Source organism: Arthrobacter sp. MW3 TE3886, from assembly GCF_041262145.1.
Classification (GTDB): domain Bacteria; phylum Actinomycetota; class Actinomycetes; order Actinomycetales; family Micrococcaceae; genus Arthrobacter.
The window spans coordinates 4,208,564-4,226,751 of the sequence record NZ_JBGCAN010000001.1; the positions used below are offsets into that span (position 1 = coordinate 4,208,564).

At 67.7% G+C, this 18,188-nt stretch carries 17 protein-coding genes; 5 read left to right on the forward strand and 12 right to left on the reverse strand.

Going from position 1 to position 18,188, the window contains the following annotated elements:
- Positions 1–67: 67 nt before the first annotated feature.
- Positions 68–748: a response regulator gene (locus ABH915_RS19190; RefSeq protein ID WP_370124332.1), complete on the reverse strand. Its 681-nt coding sequence runs from the start codon at positions 746–748 to the stop codon at positions 68–70.
- Entirely contained in the window at positions 741–2,072 is a 1,332-nt protein-coding gene (locus ABH915_RS19195) for a sensor histidine kinase (protein WP_370124334.1), read from the reverse strand. Before ABH915_RS19195 ends, ABH915_RS19190 begins: the two co-directional genes overlap by 8 nt.
- A gap of 122 nt (positions 2,073–2,194) precedes the next feature.
- Here ABH915_RS19195 and ABH915_RS19200 point away from each other — a divergent pair, with 122 nt between their 5' ends.
- The 3 genes from ABH915_RS19200 (at position 2,195) to ABH915_RS19210 (ending at position 4,617) form a co-directional block, all read left to right on the forward strand.
- The gene (locus ABH915_RS19200) at positions 2,195–3,541 is read left to right on the forward strand and encodes an LssY C-terminal domain-containing protein (protein WP_370124336.1); all 1,347 of its coding nucleotides are present in this window, start codon (positions 2,195–2,197) and stop codon (positions 3,539–3,541) included.
- 97 nt (positions 3,542–3,638) lie between these two features.
- Positions 3,639–3,788, forward strand: a complete 150-nt coding sequence (locus ABH915_RS19205) for a hypothetical protein (protein ID WP_370124338.1) — start codon at positions 3,639–3,641, stop codon at positions 3,786–3,788.
- A gap of 187 nt (positions 3,789–3,975) precedes the next feature.
- Positions 3,976–4,617, forward strand: coding sequence for an NADPH-dependent F420 reductase (locus ABH915_RS19210; RefSeq protein WP_370124340.1), 642 nt, complete (start codon positions 3,976–3,978; stop codon positions 4,615–4,617).
- A gap of 131 nt (positions 4,618–4,748) precedes the next feature.
- Here ABH915_RS19210 and ABH915_RS19215 read toward each other — a convergent pair whose 3' ends face one another.
- The 6 genes from ABH915_RS19215 to ABH915_RS19240 form a co-directional block, all read right to left on the reverse strand.
- On the reverse strand, positions 4,749–5,612 hold the full coding sequence (locus ABH915_RS19215; RefSeq protein ID WP_370124342.1) for a phosphogluconate dehydrogenase C-terminal domain-containing protein: 864 nt from the start codon (positions 5,610–5,612) through the stop codon (positions 4,749–4,751).
- Between the two features lies 1 nt (position 5,613).
- On the reverse strand, positions 5,614–6,447 hold the full coding sequence (locus ABH915_RS19220) for a sugar phosphate isomerase/epimerase family protein (protein ID WP_370124344.1): 834 nt from the start codon (positions 6,445–6,447) through the stop codon (positions 5,614–5,616).
- On the reverse strand, positions 6,444–7,262 hold the full coding sequence (locus ABH915_RS19225) for a triose-phosphate isomerase (protein WP_370124346.1): 819 nt from the start codon (positions 7,260–7,262) through the stop codon (positions 6,444–6,446). The genes ABH915_RS19220 and ABH915_RS19225 overlap by 4 nt, the downstream gene beginning before the upstream one ends.
- A complete protein-coding gene (locus ABH915_RS19230) occupies positions 7,246–7,716 on the reverse strand; it encodes a ribose-5-phosphate isomerase (protein WP_370124348.1) in 471 nt (156 codons plus the stop codon). Before ABH915_RS19230 ends, ABH915_RS19225 begins: the two co-directional genes overlap by 17 nt.
- Positions 7,713–9,470 (reverse strand): dihydroxyacetone kinase family protein, encoded by a 1,758-nt coding sequence (locus ABH915_RS19235; RefSeq protein WP_370124350.1) that lies wholly within the window; start codon positions 9,468–9,470, stop codon positions 7,713–7,715. The genes ABH915_RS19230 and ABH915_RS19235 overlap by 4 nt, the downstream gene beginning before the upstream one ends.
- Positions 9,471–9,588: 118 nt before the next feature.
- Positions 9,589–10,953: an MFS transporter gene (locus ABH915_RS19240; protein ID WP_370124352.1), complete on the reverse strand. Its 1,365-nt coding sequence runs from the start codon at positions 10,951–10,953 to the stop codon at positions 9,589–9,591.
- Positions 10,954–11,165: 212 nt separating this feature from the next.
- Between ABH915_RS19240 and ABH915_RS19245 the strand changes: the two genes are divergently transcribed.
- Entirely contained in the window at positions 11,166–11,924 is a 759-nt protein-coding gene (locus ABH915_RS19245) for a FadR/GntR family transcriptional regulator (protein WP_370124354.1), read from the forward strand.
- A 132-nt stretch (positions 11,925–12,056) separates the two neighbouring features.
- On the opposite strand, the gene ABH915_RS19250 is transcribed toward ABH915_RS19245, so the two are convergent.
- The 3 genes from ABH915_RS19250 to ABH915_RS19260 all read right to left on the reverse strand — a co-directional run bounded on the left by ABH915_RS19250 (position 12,057) and on the right by ABH915_RS19260 (position 14,633).
- Positions 12,057–12,818: a hypothetical protein gene (locus tag ABH915_RS19250; RefSeq protein WP_370124356.1), complete on the reverse strand. Its 762-nt coding sequence runs from the start codon at positions 12,816–12,818 to the stop codon at positions 12,057–12,059.
- 176 nt (positions 12,819–12,994) lie between these two features.
- The gene (locus ABH915_RS19255; protein ID WP_370124358.1) at positions 12,995–13,906 is read right to left on the reverse strand and encodes an SDR family oxidoreductase; all 912 of its coding nucleotides are present in this window, start codon (positions 13,904–13,906) and stop codon (positions 12,995–12,997) included.
- Between the two features lie 121 nt (positions 13,907–14,027).
- Positions 14,028–14,633 carry a DUF1992 domain-containing protein gene (locus ABH915_RS19260; protein ID WP_370124359.1) on the reverse strand — a complete coding sequence of 202 codons (606 nt, stop codon included), beginning with the start codon at positions 14,631–14,633 and terminating at the stop codon, positions 14,028–14,030.
- Between the two features lie 609 nt (positions 14,634–15,242).
- On the opposite strand from ABH915_RS19260, the gene ABH915_RS19265 reads away from it, so the two are divergent.
- Positions 15,243–17,282, forward strand: a complete 2,040-nt coding sequence (locus ABH915_RS19265; RefSeq protein ID WP_370124361.1) for a glycosyltransferase family 2 protein — start codon at positions 15,243–15,245, stop codon at positions 17,280–17,282.
- Positions 17,283–17,297: 15 nt separating this feature from the next.
- On the opposite strand, the gene ABH915_RS19270 is transcribed toward ABH915_RS19265, so the two are convergent.
- Positions 17,298–18,188: an NAD(P)-dependent oxidoreductase gene (locus tag ABH915_RS19270; RefSeq protein WP_370124363.1), complete on the reverse strand. Its 891-nt coding sequence runs from the start codon at positions 18,186–18,188 to the stop codon at positions 17,298–17,300.

Below are 18,188 nucleotides of genomic sequence, written 5' to 3' on the forward strand. Positions count from 1 at the left end.
GTCTCAGCCGGGGGCCAAAATGCTGGTCTCAGCCGTGGGTCTCAGCCGTGGATCTCAGCCGTGGGTCTCAGCCCAGTAGCCGGCGCTCATAGGCGAAGGCCACCAACTGGAGCCGGGTCCCGAGGCCGAGCTTGCCCAGCACGCTCCTGAGGTGTGTCTTGACGGTCGCCTCCGAAACGAACAGGCTTCCGGCGATCTCACCGTTGGCCAGCCCCTTGGCCGCGAGCAGGAACACGTCCCGTTCCCGGGCGGAGAGCACTTCCAGCACAGACAGATCCGGTCCCCCGGCCGGCACGGTCCGGGCGGCATGCTGGAACAAATCCTGCACTGATCCCGGCGCAATCACGGAGTACCCGGCATATACGGTCCGGATCGCGGCGAGCAGGAACTCCGGTTCGGCGCTCTTGAGCAGGTAGCCGCTGGCTCCGGCGTGCACGGCGTCGACCACCGCCTGGTCCCGGTTGAACGTGGTCAGGGCGATGATCTTCGGCGCGCTGGTACCCGAGGCCTCCGCCTCACGCACGATCCGCCGGGTGGCGCCGACGCCGTCCAGGACCGGCATGCGCAGGTCCATGAGCATCACGTCGGGGCACCGTTCGACGGCGGATACCGCCGCCTGCGCGCCGTCGCCGGCTTCCCAGGCCATCGCCATGTCCGGCTGGCTCTCCACCAGCATCCGAATTCCCGCACGGAACAGCGCCTGGTCATCGACGATCGCCACGGTAATGGCCGCCCCGGCATCAGCCACGGCCGGCTTCCTCCAGCGGCATTCCCGGGTGCGCTGCGGGACTTCCCGCGACAACCAGGTCCGGCTCCGCGCCGGCAACGGCGGCGTCGGCAGTCCTTGTGCCGTAGGGGATGAAGACGGTCACCCGGTACTGTTCACCATCCGGGCCGGACGTCATCCACCCTCCCGCGAGGTGGGCGCGTTCCCGCATCCCGGCGAGGCCGCGGCCCACCCGTGTTTCGGCGGCGGGGTCCGGGCTGACCGTGGATGCGGCATCCGGGATGCCGGAGGCCACATGCAGGGTCAGCCCTGGGCCGCTCCAGTCCAGGTGCAGCCGCACCGCGGTGCCACGGCCGCCGTGTTTCAGGGCGTTGGTCAGGCATTCCTGGATGATCCGGAAGACGGCGAGCTGCTGCCCGGCGGAGAGCTCGGCGGGCGCGCCGGACTCGCTCTGTTCAATTTCGAGGCTGCCCTGCATGCGCGCCACCAGGGGCCCGACGTCGCTGAGCCGGGGCTGGGGCGTGACAACGCCGTCGTCGTGCACGCCCTCGATGACGCGCTGCGCGTCCACCAGGGCGCTCCGGGCCGACGTCGCGATGTTCTCAAGTGCGTTCAACACGGCTCTGGGCTGGTCCTTGCTCAGGTAGCGGGTGCCGTCCGCCTGCGCCGCGATCACGGCGAGTGAGTGGGCCAGGACGTCGTGCAGGTCCCGGCCGATCCGGGTCCGTTCCTGTTCCACGATCAGGTCCACCTCCGCTTCCCTGAGGCTGGTCTGGGCGATGGTCCTGGCCCGGAACAGGCTGCCGCGTTCCTGGTACATGGCCAGCAGCAGTCCGACGGCGGCGGAGGCTGCCGCGATCAACAGCAGCAGCGAAAAGAGTTGCCAGCCGTAGTCCTGGAGCATCCACCGATCGCCGGTGTACGCAGGGGGAAACCAGCCGACGCCGTTGCCGTAGCGCCAGGACAGCATCAGGAAGGTCATGGCGCCGGCGAATACCACGTTCGCGGCCGCCGCGATGAAGCGTGTCCTTCGCCGGGCCGTCCATTGGATGAAGGCCACGGCCACGAACGCCCCGAGGTAGATGGCCCAGTGGTTGGCGTGCATCGCGGGAATGGCGTACCCCAGCTGGCCCGCGAGGAGCCCTGCCGTGAATCCGAGCGACGCATAGGGCCTCCAGGTGGCGCAGGCAATCGCTGCTGTCATGAGGATCAGCGGCCACGTCCCATCCCAGGTGTGGAGGCCCGGGCCCATCCGGCCGGCCTCGGCCACGCACCACAGCGTGAAGAAGAGAACGGCCGCCGCGGGGGCGCCCCAATGCCGCAAAACTTTCAGTAGTGGTTCCATGCTGTCACCCTATCCACGGCGTCGGCCCCCGGCCGGTCACATCCGGCCGCGCTCCACCTTGGGGCCAGAAGATTCATCTTTCGGGCCAGCCCACTGTTGATGACGGGCGTAGTATGACGGCCATGACCAAGGCAGCGGTTGAGGTCACAGCCCCCGCGGACGCGGTGCCGTACTCGGTGCTGGACAGCGTGTTCTTCGTGGTGGGCGGCGTTGCGGCTGTGTGGCTGACCGCGTTGCTGGTGCAGTTGAGCTTCGAATGGGGATGGGCGCAGGTCTGGTTCCTCTTCATCTTCTGGGCCCTGCTCGCCTATCTGGTGCTCCCCCGTCTCCACCGGATCCTGACCCGGCTCTACGTTCCGGACTATTTCATCGGCCGGGCGCGCACCAGCGACGGGCTGCTGGGCGATCCCGTGAACATTGCCCTGCTGGGATCGGAACCGCAGGTCCATGGCGTGATGCGGTCCGCGGGCTGGACGCTGGCCGATGACGTGACCCTGGCCAGCAGCCGGCGGATCGTCTCCTCCACCCTCCTGCGCCGCAGCTATCTCGAGGCCCCGGTCAGTCCGCTGTTCCTGTTCGGCCGCCAGCAGGATTTCGCCTACCAGGAGGAAGTCGACGGCACCCCGGGCAAGCGGCACCACGTCCGTTTCTGGCGTTGCCCGCCAGGCTGGCTGCTGCCGGGCGGCCTGGCCGTCGACTGGTTGGCGGCCGGCACGTATGACCGCAGCGTCGGGCTGTCCCTGTTTACCCTGCAGATCACCCACAAGATCGATGAGAACACCGACGCCGAACGCGACCATGTGGTCGGCGCCATTATCGAAGCCGATCCCGCTGCCGGGCTCCGGGTGATCCGTGATTTTTCCACCGGCTATCACGCGCGCAACGGCGGGGGCGACACCATCACCACCGACGGCAATCTCCCGATCGTCGATCTCCGGCAGACCGCCGCGGAGCCGCCGGTGTCCGTCACGCCCCCGGCCGGGGGCCGCACCAGGCGTCCTTCGACCACGGTTGTCGGGGCGCTCTTCGTCGGCGCCCGCGCGGCGGCGGCCGCGCTGCTGGCCCTGTCCCTGGTGCTCTTCAAGGACGCGCACGTCGGCTCGCTGATGCAGCCCGTAGCCGGTCCGGCGGTCACGGAGGCCCAGGCGGAATTGGCCGTCAGCGCCGCAACGGTGGTTGTCCTGCTCTTTGCCCTGGCCGAGATCCTGCTGGCGTGGTTTGTGTTCCTCGGCCGAAACTGGGCCCGGACGGTGGCCATGGCACTGAGCACGGCCGCCATCCTCATCCAGGCAATCGATGTTTTCCACGGCGGCCCGGACATCACCCTGGCGTCCAATCTCCCCGGCCTGACCCTGGACATCCTGTTGCTTCTGGCGCTCTCCAGCAAGCGGTCCCGCGACTATGCCCTGCGCTCCCGCAAGGAAAACAAACGGGATTCCAGCCGTCCCGGCGGCCGGGCGCCCTTCTGAATCCCCGGGATCCGGGGGCCCTTGACAGCCCTCTCGCAGCGGGCGCTAGATGTTCAAATAGCCGGCAATCCACCGCAGGAGCAGCTAAGGAGCGGACATGAGCAACGACTCACAGGCGCCGGAGCGCCACCACAGCGAGACCCCCGCCGAGGGTGATGCAACGGCTGAGCCCTTCGACGACCGGGCCCATTCCCAGGACGCGGCAGAAGGCCCGGACCTCGACGACGAACCGGGCCCCACGCCGTAGCCTCCCTGGGCTCTCTAGGCTCTCTAGGCTCGAATTCGCCGGAAGCCTCCGGGCTCGCCGGAAAGTTCCGGCGAGACCGCAGGCTTCCGGCGAATTGGACTCGCCTGCCCCGCGGGGCCCCGACGGTTCGCGGGCGCACAGTCCGTAACCGGCGAAATATCCTCGCCTGCCCGGGTGTTGCCCCGGCATGACAACAATCGGAATCATCGGTGCAGGACACATCGGCGGCCAGATCGCCCGCAAGGCCGTGGAGCTCGGCTACGACGTCGTGATCAGCAACTCGCGCGGGCCGGAAACCCTGGCGGACCTCGTCGCGGAACTGGGGCCCAGGGCCCGGGCCGCAACGCCGGCCGAGGCGGCGGCAGCCGGCGACTTCGCCGTCGTCACCGTGCCGCTCAGGAGCCTCCCGGACGTCCCCGTGGAGCCGTTGGCGGGCAAGATCGTCCTCGACACCAACAACTACTACTGGGAACGCGACGGGCATATCCCGGCTTTGGATGCCGGCGAGGCCACCACGACCGGCCTGCTGCAGGAGCACCTTCCCCAGTCCAAGGTGGCCAAGGCTTTCAACCACATCATGTCCAGCCAGATCACCACGGACGGTACGCCGGCCGGCACCCCCAACCGCCGGGCCCTGGCCACGGCGAGCGACTTCCCGGAAGCGGCTGAGCGTGTGGCCAGGCTCTATGACGAATTCGGCTTCGACACCGTCAATATGGGCCCGGCCTCCGAAAGCTGGCGCGCGGAACGGGACCGCCCGGCCTACGTGATCCGGCAGAACGCGGCCGAGCTCGCCGAGAACCTGGCCAAGGCGCCTCGCACCATCTGACCCGTCCTGCCCGGCCCAGGACCCGCTGTCCCATCCTGGCCCGGGCGCGCGAATTCGCCGGAAGCCCGCGAGGTCGCCGGACTTTTCCGGCGGGCTCGCAGCGTTCCGGCGAATTCGGCCGGGGTGGGTGGTCAGCGCTGGACGGCGGCGTCGAGCTTGAGCATCTTGGCGATCACGAAGTCGAGCTCGGAGTCGTCGAAGATCTTCTTCCAGTCGTCCTTGATGATGGTGTCCTTGCCGTACTGGATGGCGATTTCGCAGGCCTCGGAGAACGGGTTGGAACCACGCAGGGCGTTGGTCAGGGCGATCTGGACGTGGCCGAACAGCATGGCCTTGGCGGCTTCCTCGGGAACGCCTGCGGTGTGCACGGTCTCGTGCAGGGCTTCCTTGAGCAGGGTGCCGATCATGCAGGCAACCGTCTCCACGAGGGTGGGTTCGAGGATGGCGAGCTGCTTCACGGTGACCCAGTGCACGTCGATCACGGGGGCGTAGATGACCTTGATGGTCGCCTCGGCGGCAGCGCGGGCAGCCTCGGTGGCGTCCTCGTCGATCGCGGCAACCACGTTCTGCGGGGCGCCCTGGCCGCCGAAGGTGTCGGCCCATTCTTCCTTGGTGGTGCGCTCCAGGAAGACCGACGGGTGGCAGGGGTGCGCGACGGCCTGGACGACGTCCTCGCGCTTGGCCAGCAGGCCGGCGTAGGCCGCGGCCGGGTCGAGGGTGAGCAGGATGGCGCCGGACTTCATCTGCGGGACCACGCCGTGGGACACGACGCCCAGGACGGTGTCCGGGACGGCGAGGATCACGACGTCGGCGTCCTTGATGGCGTCCTCGGTGGCGCTGATTTCGCGGCCTTCAGCGCGGACGCGCTCCTGGCCGGCAGGCGAGTTCTCGCTGTAGAAGACGGTGTGGGCGCTCTTCTGGAGGTTGGCTGAAACACGCAGCCCCATTTTGCCTCCGGCCCCGATGACGGCGACGGTCAATTGTTCTGCTGACATTTCACTTGCTCCTTAGGAAATCGAGGCTTTGCTGGGTCCACTGGTTTTCGCGGCGGATGGTCTCGTCTTCGGAGTCCTGCCACGGCAGCCAGTGCTCGACAATTTGGTTGATGTTTCTTTCTTTGGGCTGCAGCTTTCCGGCCATGTAGTCATAGTCCAGAAGGCCTTCGCCGAGGGGAGCGCCGGAGTACGTGAACCCGACCCACCCCTCCTTGCGGCTGAACGCAAAGTCTTTGATGTGCATGTTGAGGACATAGGGCGCGACGGCGTCAATCACCTCGCGCGGGGACTCCAGCGCCGCCACCGTGTTCGCGGGGTCGCTGCAGATGCCCAGCGAGGGGCTGTTCACCCGGCGGATGACCTCCAGGATCCTGGCGGTGGGGACCTGTTCGTAGGTCTCGACCGCGATCTTCACCCCTGCGGCCTCGAATTCGGGCAGGACCTCGGCGAAGATTGCCACGGCCTCCTCCACGGAGGGGGTGTGGCCCGGGACGTTGAACATGGTCCGCAGCAGCGGCGCGCCCAGGATCCCGGCAATCCCGAGGAACTTCCGGAGGTGTTCCGGGCGGATGCCCTTGGTGCCCAGTTCCAGCGCGATGCCCAGCGAGTCCGCGGTGGCCCTGATGTCTTTGAGTTCGGCGTCGCTCATGGTTTCGAGCGGCGCGTAGTCGCAGATCTGGAACAGGTCCACGCCCAGGTCCGCGGTGCGCTGCAGCGCCTGGTGGAGGTTGAGCGGCTCCGAGACCTTTTCCGAGAGCTGCCAGAAGAACGCGTAGCTGCTCAATCCAATTCTTGAACCAGATCGGGTCCGGGAGCCGTGGCCGGTGGTGCTCATGCTGCCGCCGTCCCGGACAGCAGGCCCAGCCGTGCGGCGGTTTCGTCCAGGATGGTCTTGAGCGCCTGCGGGTCGTGGGCGAAGCGGCCCAGGAACAGCCCGGCGACGGCGGTGTCCAGCCGGCTGATCAACCCGGGGCCGGCGCTGCCGCCGTAGATGACCCGGCTGTCGGCCTGACCGGGCAGGGTGCGCAGGTGCGCGTCCAGTCCGGCGCTGACGGCGCTGATGTACTCCGGGCTGGCCGGTTCCGGTGCGCCGATGGCCCATTGCGGTTCGTAGGCCACAATCGTCCGCCTGGCGGGGCCCAGGCTTGCCGCCCGGTTCAACACGCCCTCAATTTCGCGGATGCAGTGCTTCACGGCGTCCGCGGCCGTGCCGCGGACGGGTTCGCCGACGCACAGGACCGGGGTGAGGCCGTTGCGGTAGGCCGCGGCGGTCTTGAGCCCGATCACGTCGTCGTCCTCGCCGAAGATCCGGCGACGTTCCGCGTGGCCCACTTCGGCGTAGCGGCCGCCGAGTTCAGCAACAATCTTGCCGCCGACTTCGCCGGTGTAGGCGCCCTCGTCTTCCCAGAAGATGTCCTGGGCGCCTGTGGCTGCCCCTGCGGTCCCGAGGATGCGGGCCGCATCGGGCAGTACCGGCAGGGTGGGCAGGACGAACAGCTCGATCTCGCCGTTCTGGACCGCCGGGTGCGCGAACGCGATGGTGGCCACTTCGCGGCAGTAGTCCAGCGTGCGCTGGTAGCCAAAGTACATCTTCAGGCTGACGCCGATGATGGCCTTCGGTTTTGTCGCGGTCTTAGCAGGAAGTGACACCCTCATAGTCCTTAATCAGTGTGACTTTTTCGGCCGAGGCGGAGGTTTCGTCGAACGTGTAGGTGAGCCATTCCCTGGCGAGCCGGCGGGCGAGTTCCAGGCCGACGACGCGCTGGCCGAAGGTCAGGACCTGTGCGTTGTTGCTCAGGATCGAACGCTCCACGGAGAAGCTGTCGTGCGCGGTGACGGCGCGGATCCCGGGGACCTTGTTCGCGGCGATCGCGACGCCCAGTCCTGTGCCGCAGACCAGCAGCGCACGGTCGGCCTTGCCGGCGGCGATGAGTTCGGCGGCCGCGATGGCCACCGACGGGTAGGGGGTGTGGCTGGTGGCATCCACGCCCACGTCGGTAACCGACTCGACGAGGTCGGATGCCTCGAGGTCGGCCTTCAGTGCCTCTTTGTAGTCGAATCCGGCGTCGTCGGCTCCGATGACCAGGCGCAGTTTGGCGCTCATGCGTTCTCCTTAATGTTTGTCCGCTCGATGAGCGTGTTGTGAATGGCTCGTACGATCAGCGCCATGGACACCGCGCCTGCGTCGGGGGTCCCGAGGCTCTTCTCGGCGTGCGGGCGCGCACGTCCCATCAGCGGCAGCAGCTGGGCGGTGTCTTCGGCCGCCTGCTCGGCCACGCCGGCTGCGGTGCCCCAGGCCTCGCCGAGCGACTTGCCGGCGGACACGCCCTCGGTGAGCGCGTCGCGGAACGGGACCAGGACGTCCACCAGGGTCTTGTCCCCGGGCTTTGCCTTGCCGAAGTCCATGATCGCGGCGGCCGCGCCGGCCACGCCGGCGGCGACGGCAGCGGCGTCGGGAGCGTTGCTGTCCCCGATCGCGTCACCGACGGCCCGCAGGGCCATGCCCCACAGCGCACCGGAGGTGCCGCCGGCCTTGTCGGCCCAGGCATCACCGGCAATGTAGAGGGTGGTCGCGGCTCCCGCGCCGCGGGAGACAGCGTCCGTGGCCGCCTTGACGGCCGCGCCCACTCCGCGTTCCATGCCGATGCCGTGGTCACCGTCGCCGGCGATCGCATCGATCCGGCCGAGTTCCTCGGCGTTGGCATCCACCACGTCCTTGGCGGCGCCGAGGGCGGCCAGGACCCGGAGGGCCCCATAGCGGGACTCTTCGGTGGCGTCCGGGATGGCGGTCACGGCGTCGTCCAGTTCGCTGTTGTCTGTACCTCCGTCGCCGGCCTCCAGGGCTTCCGCAGTGACGGCGCCGCGGCGGAAGGCCGGGGCGTCGGCCGGGGAATGCCAGAGAGTTTCGAGTTGCTCGTCCAGCCAGAACAGGGTCAGGGAGGTTCCGGCCATGTCGAAGCTGGTGACCAGCTCGCCCACCTGCGGGTCCACGGCTTCCAGGCCGGCCTCGGCCAGGAGCTGGGCCACCCGGCGGTAAACCACGAAGAGTTCCTCGTATTTGACGCTGCCCAGGCCGTTGAGGATGGGCACGACGCGCGCACTCTTTGCCTCGACGCCGTCGGGAACCTCCGCCAGCAGGCTGCTGACCAGCAGTTCGGCGAGTCCGTTCGCCGTCGGGACATCCGTTTCCGCGATGCCGGGCTCGCCGTGGATGCCCATCCCGACGGCCATCCGGCCGTCCGGGACGGAGAACAGCGGGCGGTCCGCGCCCGGCAGGGTGCAGCCGGTGAAGGCAACACCGAAGGAGCGGGTGCGGTGGTTGGCGCGCTCGGCGATCGCGACGGTCTGGTCCATGGTGTAACCGGCCTCGGCGGCGGCGGCGGCGACCTTGAAGACCGTGAGGTCGCCGGCGATCCCGCGGCGCTTGGCGTGCTCGGCCGGCGGGGCGGAGGAGACGTCGTCGGTGACGGCGATGCTGCGGCAGTCGATGCCTTCGGCGCGGAGCCGGGCCTGGGCCTGGTTGAAGTGCAGGACGTCGCCGGCGTAGTTGCCGTAGCCCAGGAGGACGCCGCCGCCGTTGCTGGCGGCCTTGGCCACGGTGTAGATCTGCTGGGCGGACGGGGATGCGAAGAGGTTGCCCATCGCGGCACCGTGGGCCAGGCCCTGGCCCACGAGTCCGGCGAAGGCGGGGTAGTGTCCGGAGCCGCCGCCGATCACGAGCGCCACACTGCCCGGGGTGCTGTGGGTGTTGCGGACGACGCCGCCGGAGACGCGCCTGACCCAGCGGCTGTGGGAGGCGACGAAGCCTTCGATCATTTCGTCAGCAAAGGCTGCGGGGTCATTGAACAGGCGGGTCATGGGGGTACTCCTGGAAGAAGAAAAAGCTGCTTGGTGGGTGCCCGCCGCGGCCGTGTGGCACGCGGCGGGCACCGGTTTGTTGGGAGGGCGCCGGCAGTGGACTCCGCCGCTGCGTCCGTTAGCGGGCGGCTGCGGACTCCACGGCCGCTGAATCCGCTGTTTCGGGGGCGGCCGTGGCGTTGCCGGCGCCGGAGCGGCCCAGCACCACCATCAGGACGGCGGACAGGAGCATGAGGCCGCCGACGACGAACATCGGGACGGTGTAGCCGCCGGTCCAGTCCTTGAGCCAGCCGGTAACGAAGCCGGCGCTGAAGCCGGCCAGGTTTCCCACGGTATTGATCAGGGCGATGCCGGCTGCGGCCGCCGCTCCGGTGAGGAACTGGGTGGGAACGGTCCAGAAGTTGGGCAGTGCGGCAAAGATGGCCATGGCCGTGACGGTGATGACGGCGATGGTCGCGGCCGGCGAGCCGGCAAACAGGGCCAGCGGGACGCTCAGGCCGCCGATGAGGGCGGGCAAGGCGATGTGCCAGGTCTTGACGCCGCGCTTCGTGGCGTCCTTGGACCAGAAGTACAGGGCAAAGGCCGCGAACACGTACGGGATGGCCGTGATGAGGCCCTTTTGGAGCACATCGAACTTCGCGCCGTATTGGCTTTCGAAGCCGGCGATGATGGTGGGCAGGAAGAACGCCAAGGCGTACAGGCCGTAGATGAAGCCGAAGTAGATGGCGGACAGCATCCAGACCCTGCCGTTGGAGAAGACAGTGCGGACGCTGACGTGCTTGTGGCTCGCCGTTGTTTCCTTCTTTTCCGTCTCCAGGGCGTTGGTCAGCCACGTCTTTTCGTCCGGATTAAGCCACTTGGCCTTGGCCGGGGAATCGGCGAGGTAGAACCAGGCGATGATGCCGACGACGATGGCCGGAACCGATACGCCGAGGTACATCACGCGCCAGCCCTCGAGGCCGAAGAGGCCCTCCTGCTGAATGAGCCAACCGGCAAGCGGTGCACCAACGACCGTGGTCAGCGGCTGGGCCAAGTAGAACAGGGCCAGGATCTTGCTGCGGTGACGGGACGGGACCCACAGGCTCAGGAAGAGGATGGCGCCGGGAAAGAAGCCGGCTTCGGCCACACCCAGGGCGAAGCGCAGAATATAGAGCCCCTCCACGCTGCTGACCCAGACAAACAGCAGGGAGACGATGCCCCAGCTGACCATGATGCGGGAGAGCCAGCGGCGGGCGCCGAACCTGTGCAGGGCGAGGTTGCTGGGAACTTCCAGCAGGATGTAGCCGATGAAGAAGACCCCGGATGCGAAGCCGAACTGGGCCGCCGAGAGGCCCAGATCGGCGTTCATGCCGTTGGGGCCTGCAAAGGCGATAGCCGTCCGGTCCAGGTAGTTGATAAAGAACATCAAAGCGACGAACGGCACCAGCCGGTATGCCACCTTCTTGATTGCAGATCTTTCGACCACCGATTGTGTGGTGTCCACATTGACTCCTAGATGTTGGTCTCCCAGCGGCGGCCTGCGATGGATGCCTTGGGATGTCTCAGTGCCTAGTTCGGGAAAGCTGGCGGGGCCGCTACTAAGCGTGTGATTAAAACCATAAAGCGCTGGAGGCAAATTGGTCAACCGGTTGACATGTTTATTTCTGAGGATAAAGCCTGCGCGGCTGCGCCTGTCCTGGTTGTTACGCTGGGAAGGTGTCCGTTAACTCCGCCGCTTCGACGGCAAAAATCAGTGCTGCGCTCGGTTCTATGGAGCAAGGCTCTGTTGTGTCCGAAGTCGCGGAACGCCTCTTGGGCTACTTCACGAGCGGTGAAATTGCCGTGGGAACCCGCCTGCCGGCCGAGCGCCAACTCGCCGCCTCGCTGGGGGTCGGACGCTCCGCCGTCCGCGAAGCCCTCGCGGCGCTGGAGATCCTTGGGATCGTCATTGTCCGGCCGGGTTCCGGAACGTACCTTCGAGACGGCATCTCCGAGCTCCTCCCCCGCACTCTGAGCTGGGGTCTCATGCTGGGCGCCCCGCGCACGCGCGAACTGGTGGAATTGCGCAGCGGGCTCGAGGTACAGGCCGGCCAGTTGGCGGCGCAGCGGATTACCGACGACGCCCTGGACCGGATGCGCGCCAATCTGGCCACGATGGAGCACAGCCTCGAGGATCTGGCGACCTTCGTGGAGGCCGACGCCGCCTTCCACCGCGAAATCGCCGCAGCCTCCGGCAACCAGGTCCTGCAGGAACTGCTCCAGAGCATCCGGTCGCTGCTGCGCATCTGGGTTGACCGCGCTCTGACGGACGAAGGGCACGCGGCATCGGCCCTTGCCGAGCACCGGGAGATCTTCCGCGCCCTGGAATCACGCGATGAGGCCGCCGTGACGGCAGCCATGCGCTCCCACATGGACACGGCCTCCCGGCGCCTCCTGGCAGGGTTCGACGCCGACCAGGGCTCCGCCGGAGGCTGAAGCCGGCTAACGCCTCCTCCCCCACGCCACCTTCGCCGCTCGAAGTCGCCGGAAGCCTTCAAGGTCGCCGGACTTTTCCGGCGGGCTCGCAGCTTTCCGGCGAATTCGGCCGGTCGAGGCCCGTCAGCCGCGTCACCTGTCGCGGTTCGGCACGTCCTTTCCGAGCCAGGCGCTCATCATCAGCCACACGGACCACACCAGAATCAGGACGATCCCCGAGAGCGTGGGAATGGTGTTGGCCGTGGAGAAGCCCTCGGCCCCGATGATCCAGCCCTGGGCGAGGTAGGCGAGCCCGGAAAGCGCCATGAGATAGCCGATCAGCCGGGAAATGCGGCGGGCACCGACGACCACGGCCCCGGTCAGGATGAGGGCTGCACCCAGCACGAGGCTTTGGTAGCTGCGCATCCCCCACTCCAGCCACCGGATGCCCTCGGCCGTCGCAAACCGCGCAGCCCTCTCCGGCTCCGGAGCCGCAAACCAGGCGTCCACGGCGTGCTTGAGGGCAACGCCGTCGACAGCCTGGAGCGCGGCATACAGCGCCAGTGCCGCGACGGCAGCCACAGCGCCGAAGCGGGCCGTCCAGGTCGTGGTCCCGTCCGGTCCTTTCAAGACCACCAGCAGGACCAGCAGCCCGGCGATCAGAAGAGCCATGCCGACGAACTGACCGAGGTGGACCGCAGTCCAGATGCTGCTGCCGGCATACTCCGTAAAGGTCGCCGGGTGGTCGTTTGCGCTGGCCGTGTCGGCATGGAGCAGCCCGGCGACCACGGACAGCGCGAAGCCGGCAAACGCCAGCGTGGCGGCCAGGCGCAGCGGTGCACGGGCTGATGACGGGCGCCCGGACTCGGCCGAAGCCGCCGGCCGCCGATTATGATCTGTGCCGTACTTCTTCATGGCATCGCCCGTTTCGTGCCGACGCGCGGGGTGCGCGAACTGCGCGCCTGGTTGCTGGCCCCTAAGCGCAGGCTACGCCGGTTGCGTCCGCGGAGCCACGGACCCTTGATCGGTATAGCGCGGCCGCACGTGCGACCCAGCCGGACGGCCCGTTTATCTGGACACCGCCGCACCCATTAGGACAGCGCTCGTCCATGGCCTAGCCGCGCAGCGAAGCGCGCGACGGCGTCTTCCGGAGTTGGCGCGGGACCGAAGAGTTCGGCCTGGCGGCTCGTCTTGGCCACGTAACGTCCGGTATCGAACCAGGCCGCCATGGCTCCCATGTCTTTCATGAGCGGGGCGGACTTTCCCGCAACCTTGCCTGCAGCCCGGAGCAGTCCCGTGGGAACCGACACGACCCTAATTTTCTTGTTCGCCAGCCGCGACACCAGATCAGCGCCCTCCTGCATGCTGATTGGACGGCTCCAGCCGAGATCGATGCGTTCGCCGTCGGCGATGTCCGCGTCAACGGCCTCCGCGAGATAAGTCGCGACGTCGCTGACCAGAACGAATGTCAGCGGGACGCTTTTGGAGCCGAGCCAGACGATCCGGCCCTTCTCGAACGGGTCACCGCCCATCTGGGCGATCTGATCGAAAAATGCTCCGGGACGCAGGGCGACGAACGGGACACCGAGTTCTTCGAGTTTGTCCTCGGCGAGCTTCTTGTGCCAGAAATGCGGCACATTGGGTGCCTGGTCGCTCGTGAGGATGCTGGTGAGCACGAAGCGCGGCACCCCGGCTTTGCTGGCGGCGATGGCGAGATTGGCGTTGCCACGCGTGTCGATCTCGTGGGCGTTCTTGTTCTTCCCGGTGTACCCGGCCGCCGTCGTGATTACCGCGGCGGTGCCAGACATCGCGGCGACGAGCGAATCGAGGTCGAGCATGTCGCCCGGGGCTATCTCGACGCCCTTGGCTTGGAGTCTGCCCGCGTCCGAGCTCGGGCGGACAAGCGCCCGCACCTTCCTGCCCCGGGAAAGAAGCCGGTCGACGACCTGCCCACCGAGCGATCCCGTTGCACCGACCACCAGCACAGGCTCCTGTTCAGACATTGATATCTCCTGGATGTTCTCTCTGCTGCAGCGGCGAAGGGCCGGCCCCGGGTAATGAGCCGAAGGACTTCGACGTCGCCAATCTGGCCGGCGTCGACGATGGGCTTAAGTTCGGCGGCGCCTAACCGGTCCCGTTCCAGAGCCGCCGCCACCAGGGCCGCTTCGGCTCCGGCTCCGGAGGGGCGACGGCGGCCGCGGCGGCCCGGCGGCCCCGCCAGCGGCCCAGTTCGACGTCGACGTCGCGCGTTTTGGTGATCACGGGCGGTCCGCCCTGAAGCTGCCGCCGGGCATCGATGATCCGGGCGTTGAAGTCCTCCACGATCTCGCGGACCTGCTTCTCACTGAACTGGGCATCGAGCCGCGCGTCGAGCCCGGCGTCCTCGGTGCGGAGCAGGATCGCCTTCGGGCCCAGGCCGGAGATGTTCTCCCGCTGGATCAGGCCCTTGACCCACCAGTCGGGGTCGTACGCCTCACCCAGCCCGGGAATGGGTTTGCCGGCGTACTTGAGGTTGTCGAACTTGCCCTGCGCCATGGCGTCCCGGATCAGGTATTCGGCTTTGGCGGCGTCGTCGATCTTGGCGCGCTTTTGCCGGAGCTCGTCCTCGGCGGCGTTGAGCTCGCCGTTCTCCTGGGCGGTGCTGCCCGAGGCCCGCACGGCCCGGAGTTCCGCGGCCCGCTCCACCCTGCGCCGGAACGCGCTGTTGGAACCACTTACTCCGCTGCTCATCAGCCACCACCGTCCTCGCCTGCCGGAATCGCGGATCTGTCTTCCAGTATGGGGAACGGCCGGGGGCGGCAAAAGATCCTTGCGGCGGCGAACCGCGACAATTGCAACCCGACTCCTCGCCGAGACGGGATCCTTACACTCCCGTAACCCGGTGTTAACCCACCCGTGCGAGGCTGGGGACTTCGGATAAAACTAAGCATCCTTCCCATCCCTTCTGCACAGCAGATCTCGAGGAGTTGCAGCCGTGAACAGCCAAAACCAGAGTGCGTCCGGAAGCCCCCTACAAACCAGCCGCGAGGAAGCGCCAGAGGATCAGAGCAGCACGCACGTCACGCATGTCCGCGAAGACGTGGCCATGGCGGGACGGTGCGCCAACGTCCACCTGCCCACCGGGCGAACGTGCACGCTGCCCGCGCGCCACCCCGGCTCGTGCAACTTCGTCGGGCCTGAGGAGACGGAAAACGCCGCCGTCCACTAGAACAGGGCAGTAGGACGAAGCGCACCCCATACGCAGTTTTGCGCAAGGATTCCGGCGGATCCGGTCACGGGTGCCATGCCGCGGCTACGATGATCGGACATTGAGCACCGGATCTAGCTGAGGGAGATCACGTGCCTCGAGAGAATCTGCGTGAAGATCTGCATGAGCGCGCCGAGAACGTATCGGTTCAAAGACTGCCGACTGGAAAATCTTCCGCTGCGCCGCGGCCCGTACCGCTTGACGCCACAGCCCTGACCCGTGCCGGTATCGCCGGCTGGGCCGCACGGCTGGGACCTCCCGGACCGGAAGCACCCCGGTCCCGGCGGCTGGCCCATGTGGGCGGTATCGCGGCCATCGCAGCCCTGGTCATGTACCTGACATGGCGTGTCCTGTTTACGATGCCGTCCGGTGAATGGAACCTGGCCATCGCCTGGATCCTGGTCACTTTCGAGGCCTTGCCGCTGGCCGGCCTCATCCTGAAGGCGTGGTCCGTGTGGAACATTGACAGCCATCCGCCGGCGCCGGTGACGGAGGCCCCGGACGGCATGCGGGTGGCGGTGCTGATCCCCACCTACAACGAGCCCATCGAGGTCCTGACGCCCACTGTCGCGGCGGCCTGCGAGCTGGCCCCGGCGCACGAGACGTGGGTCCTCGACGACGGCGACCGGCCCTGGGTCGAAGAAATGTGCATCGCCTATGGCGCCCGGTACGTCCGCCGGGCCGTCCACGACCACGCCAAGGCCGGCAACATGAACCACGCCCTGGGCCTGATGGCGGCGGAAAAGGCCGCAGGCGGCCCGGGCATCGACATCATCGCCGTCCTGGACTGCGACCACGTCCCGCTGCCCACGTTCCTCACCGCCACGCTGGGCTGGTTCAATGACCCCGAGATCGCCCTGATCCAGGGCCCGCAGTCGTTCTACAACGGCGGCGCGTTCGACGACGACGGCATCACGGGTGAGCAGGGCACCTTCTTCAACGTCCTCATGGCGTCCCGCAACGTTCCCGGCGCCGGACCGTTCTGGTGCGGGTCGACGTCGTTGTTGCGCCTGAGCGCCCTGGAGGAGGTGGGCGGCGTGGCAACGGAGACCATCACCGAGGACATGCACACCACGCTCAAACTCATCCGGCGCGGCTGGCGGACCGTCTACCACCACCAGACGCTCGCCGTCGGGCTCGCGCCGGCGACGCCGGACCAGTACCTGCTGCAGCGCCGGCGCTGGGGCATGGGTGCCATGCAGATCCTTGTCCACGAGAAGCTGTGGGCGGCGAAGGGCTGGCTGTCATGGCGGAATTACCACGAGTACCTCAACGGCACGCTGTGGTGGCTGGAGGGCATCGCCACGCTGGTGGCCTTCCTGATTCCGGTGGTGATCATGCTGTCCGGGGCGCAGACGTCCACCGCCGGCCCGCTGCTTTTCACCGGGGTCTTCCTGGTCATGTTCACCGTGCGCCTGTGGGGCTCCAAGCAACTGATGCGCAACGAAATCCACTGGCCCACGGCTTTCGCCCTGCGGATCTTCCGCGTCCCGGTTGGCCTCGCGTGCCTCTGGTGGCTGATGTCCCGGAACATCCTGGAGTTCCAGGTGACGCCCAAGGGCGCCGCCGACCTCCGGCTCCGGGGCCGGACGCCGCGCATCTTGATCGTGATGGTTGTCCTTATCACCGCGGTGATTCTGTACGCGGCGGCCGGGCTGGCCGGGCTTGTTCCCTGGCGTACGACGCCCGGTTCCACGGTGGCGTCCGGTGCTTGGCTGGTTCTCGCCGGCGCGGTCCTGGTACTCGGGACGCGCAGGATCCGGGCCGCCGAATTCGCCACGTCCCGCCGCAACGCCTACCGGATCGAGGTGGCCGCCCCGGTGGAAGCCGAGGGGGTCCGCGGCGAACTGCTGGACATTTCGGTTGGCGGAGCGGCGGTCCGGTTCCCGCACGGCACGCTTCCGGCCTCGGGAGAGGTCATGCTTCGGCTGCCGGAGGCCGCTCCGGTACGGCTGCAGGTCATCCGGACCACAGAGCAGCCGGACGGCACCCAAATCGCGTCCCTGCGGGCATCCAACGACGACTGGGCCGTCCACCGAGCGCTCTCGTTGTGGATCTTCCACACGCCCGCAGGGGCGCTGCCTGATTTCCCGCCCGGCGTTCCGGCCGCGGCGTCGCTAAGGGGGCGCTGAGGGACCTGGGCCGGCTCACTCCCGGATGCCGAGGTAGATGCCGGTGTGGTCCAGTTCGCCGCGGCCCGCGGAGACCATCGCCTGAAACGCGGTCAGGAGGCTGCCGGCCACGGGCAGCGTCAGACCGGCCTGCGTTGCGAGTTCGGTAATGAATCCGAGGTCTTTGAGCTGATTCTTGGCAGATCCGCCGCCTTCGAAGTCTGCGTCAATCCAGCGCTGTCCTTTCTGAGCCAGAACCTCCGAATTGGCGAGCCCGCCGGAAAGCACGGACTGCACTTTTTCAAGATCCAGGCCGGCAGAGTTTGCCAAGGCCATAGCCTCCGCCAGGGCCGTCACGGTGGCGGCAACGACGATCTGGTTGCAGGCCTTGACCGTGGACCCGGCACCCGTGTCGCCGAACCACACGACTGTCGAGCCGTACAGCGAGAACAGCGGCTTAACACGTTCCACTGCGCCGTGGGGGCCCCCAACCATGATGCTCAGCCGGCCTTCCTCCGCCCCGATCGTGCCGCCACTGAGGGGTGCGTCCACGACGGTCAGGCCCCAGTTTCGCAGGCAGTCGTCGGCGAACTCGGCGACCGCCACCGGCGACACCGTCCCGTGAATGACGAGGATTGGATGCTCTATGCCGGCGGTCTTCCACCCTGCCAGCAGCCCGTCGTGACCGTGAAGAAGGGCTGCAACCTGTGGCAGGTCGGGCAAGACAGTCAGCACGACCTCGCTGGCCGCCTCTGCGGGACCGGCCACGACGGTACCTCCGTCAATCGCATGGGCTCTCTCGGGTGTGCGGTTCCAGAGGGTCAGCGGCACGCCCGCGGCGATGATGTTCCGGGCAATCGGGGCGCCCATGGGCCCTGTTCCCAGCAGTGCTACGGACGCGGGCAGGCCCGCAGACGAAATGTCCAT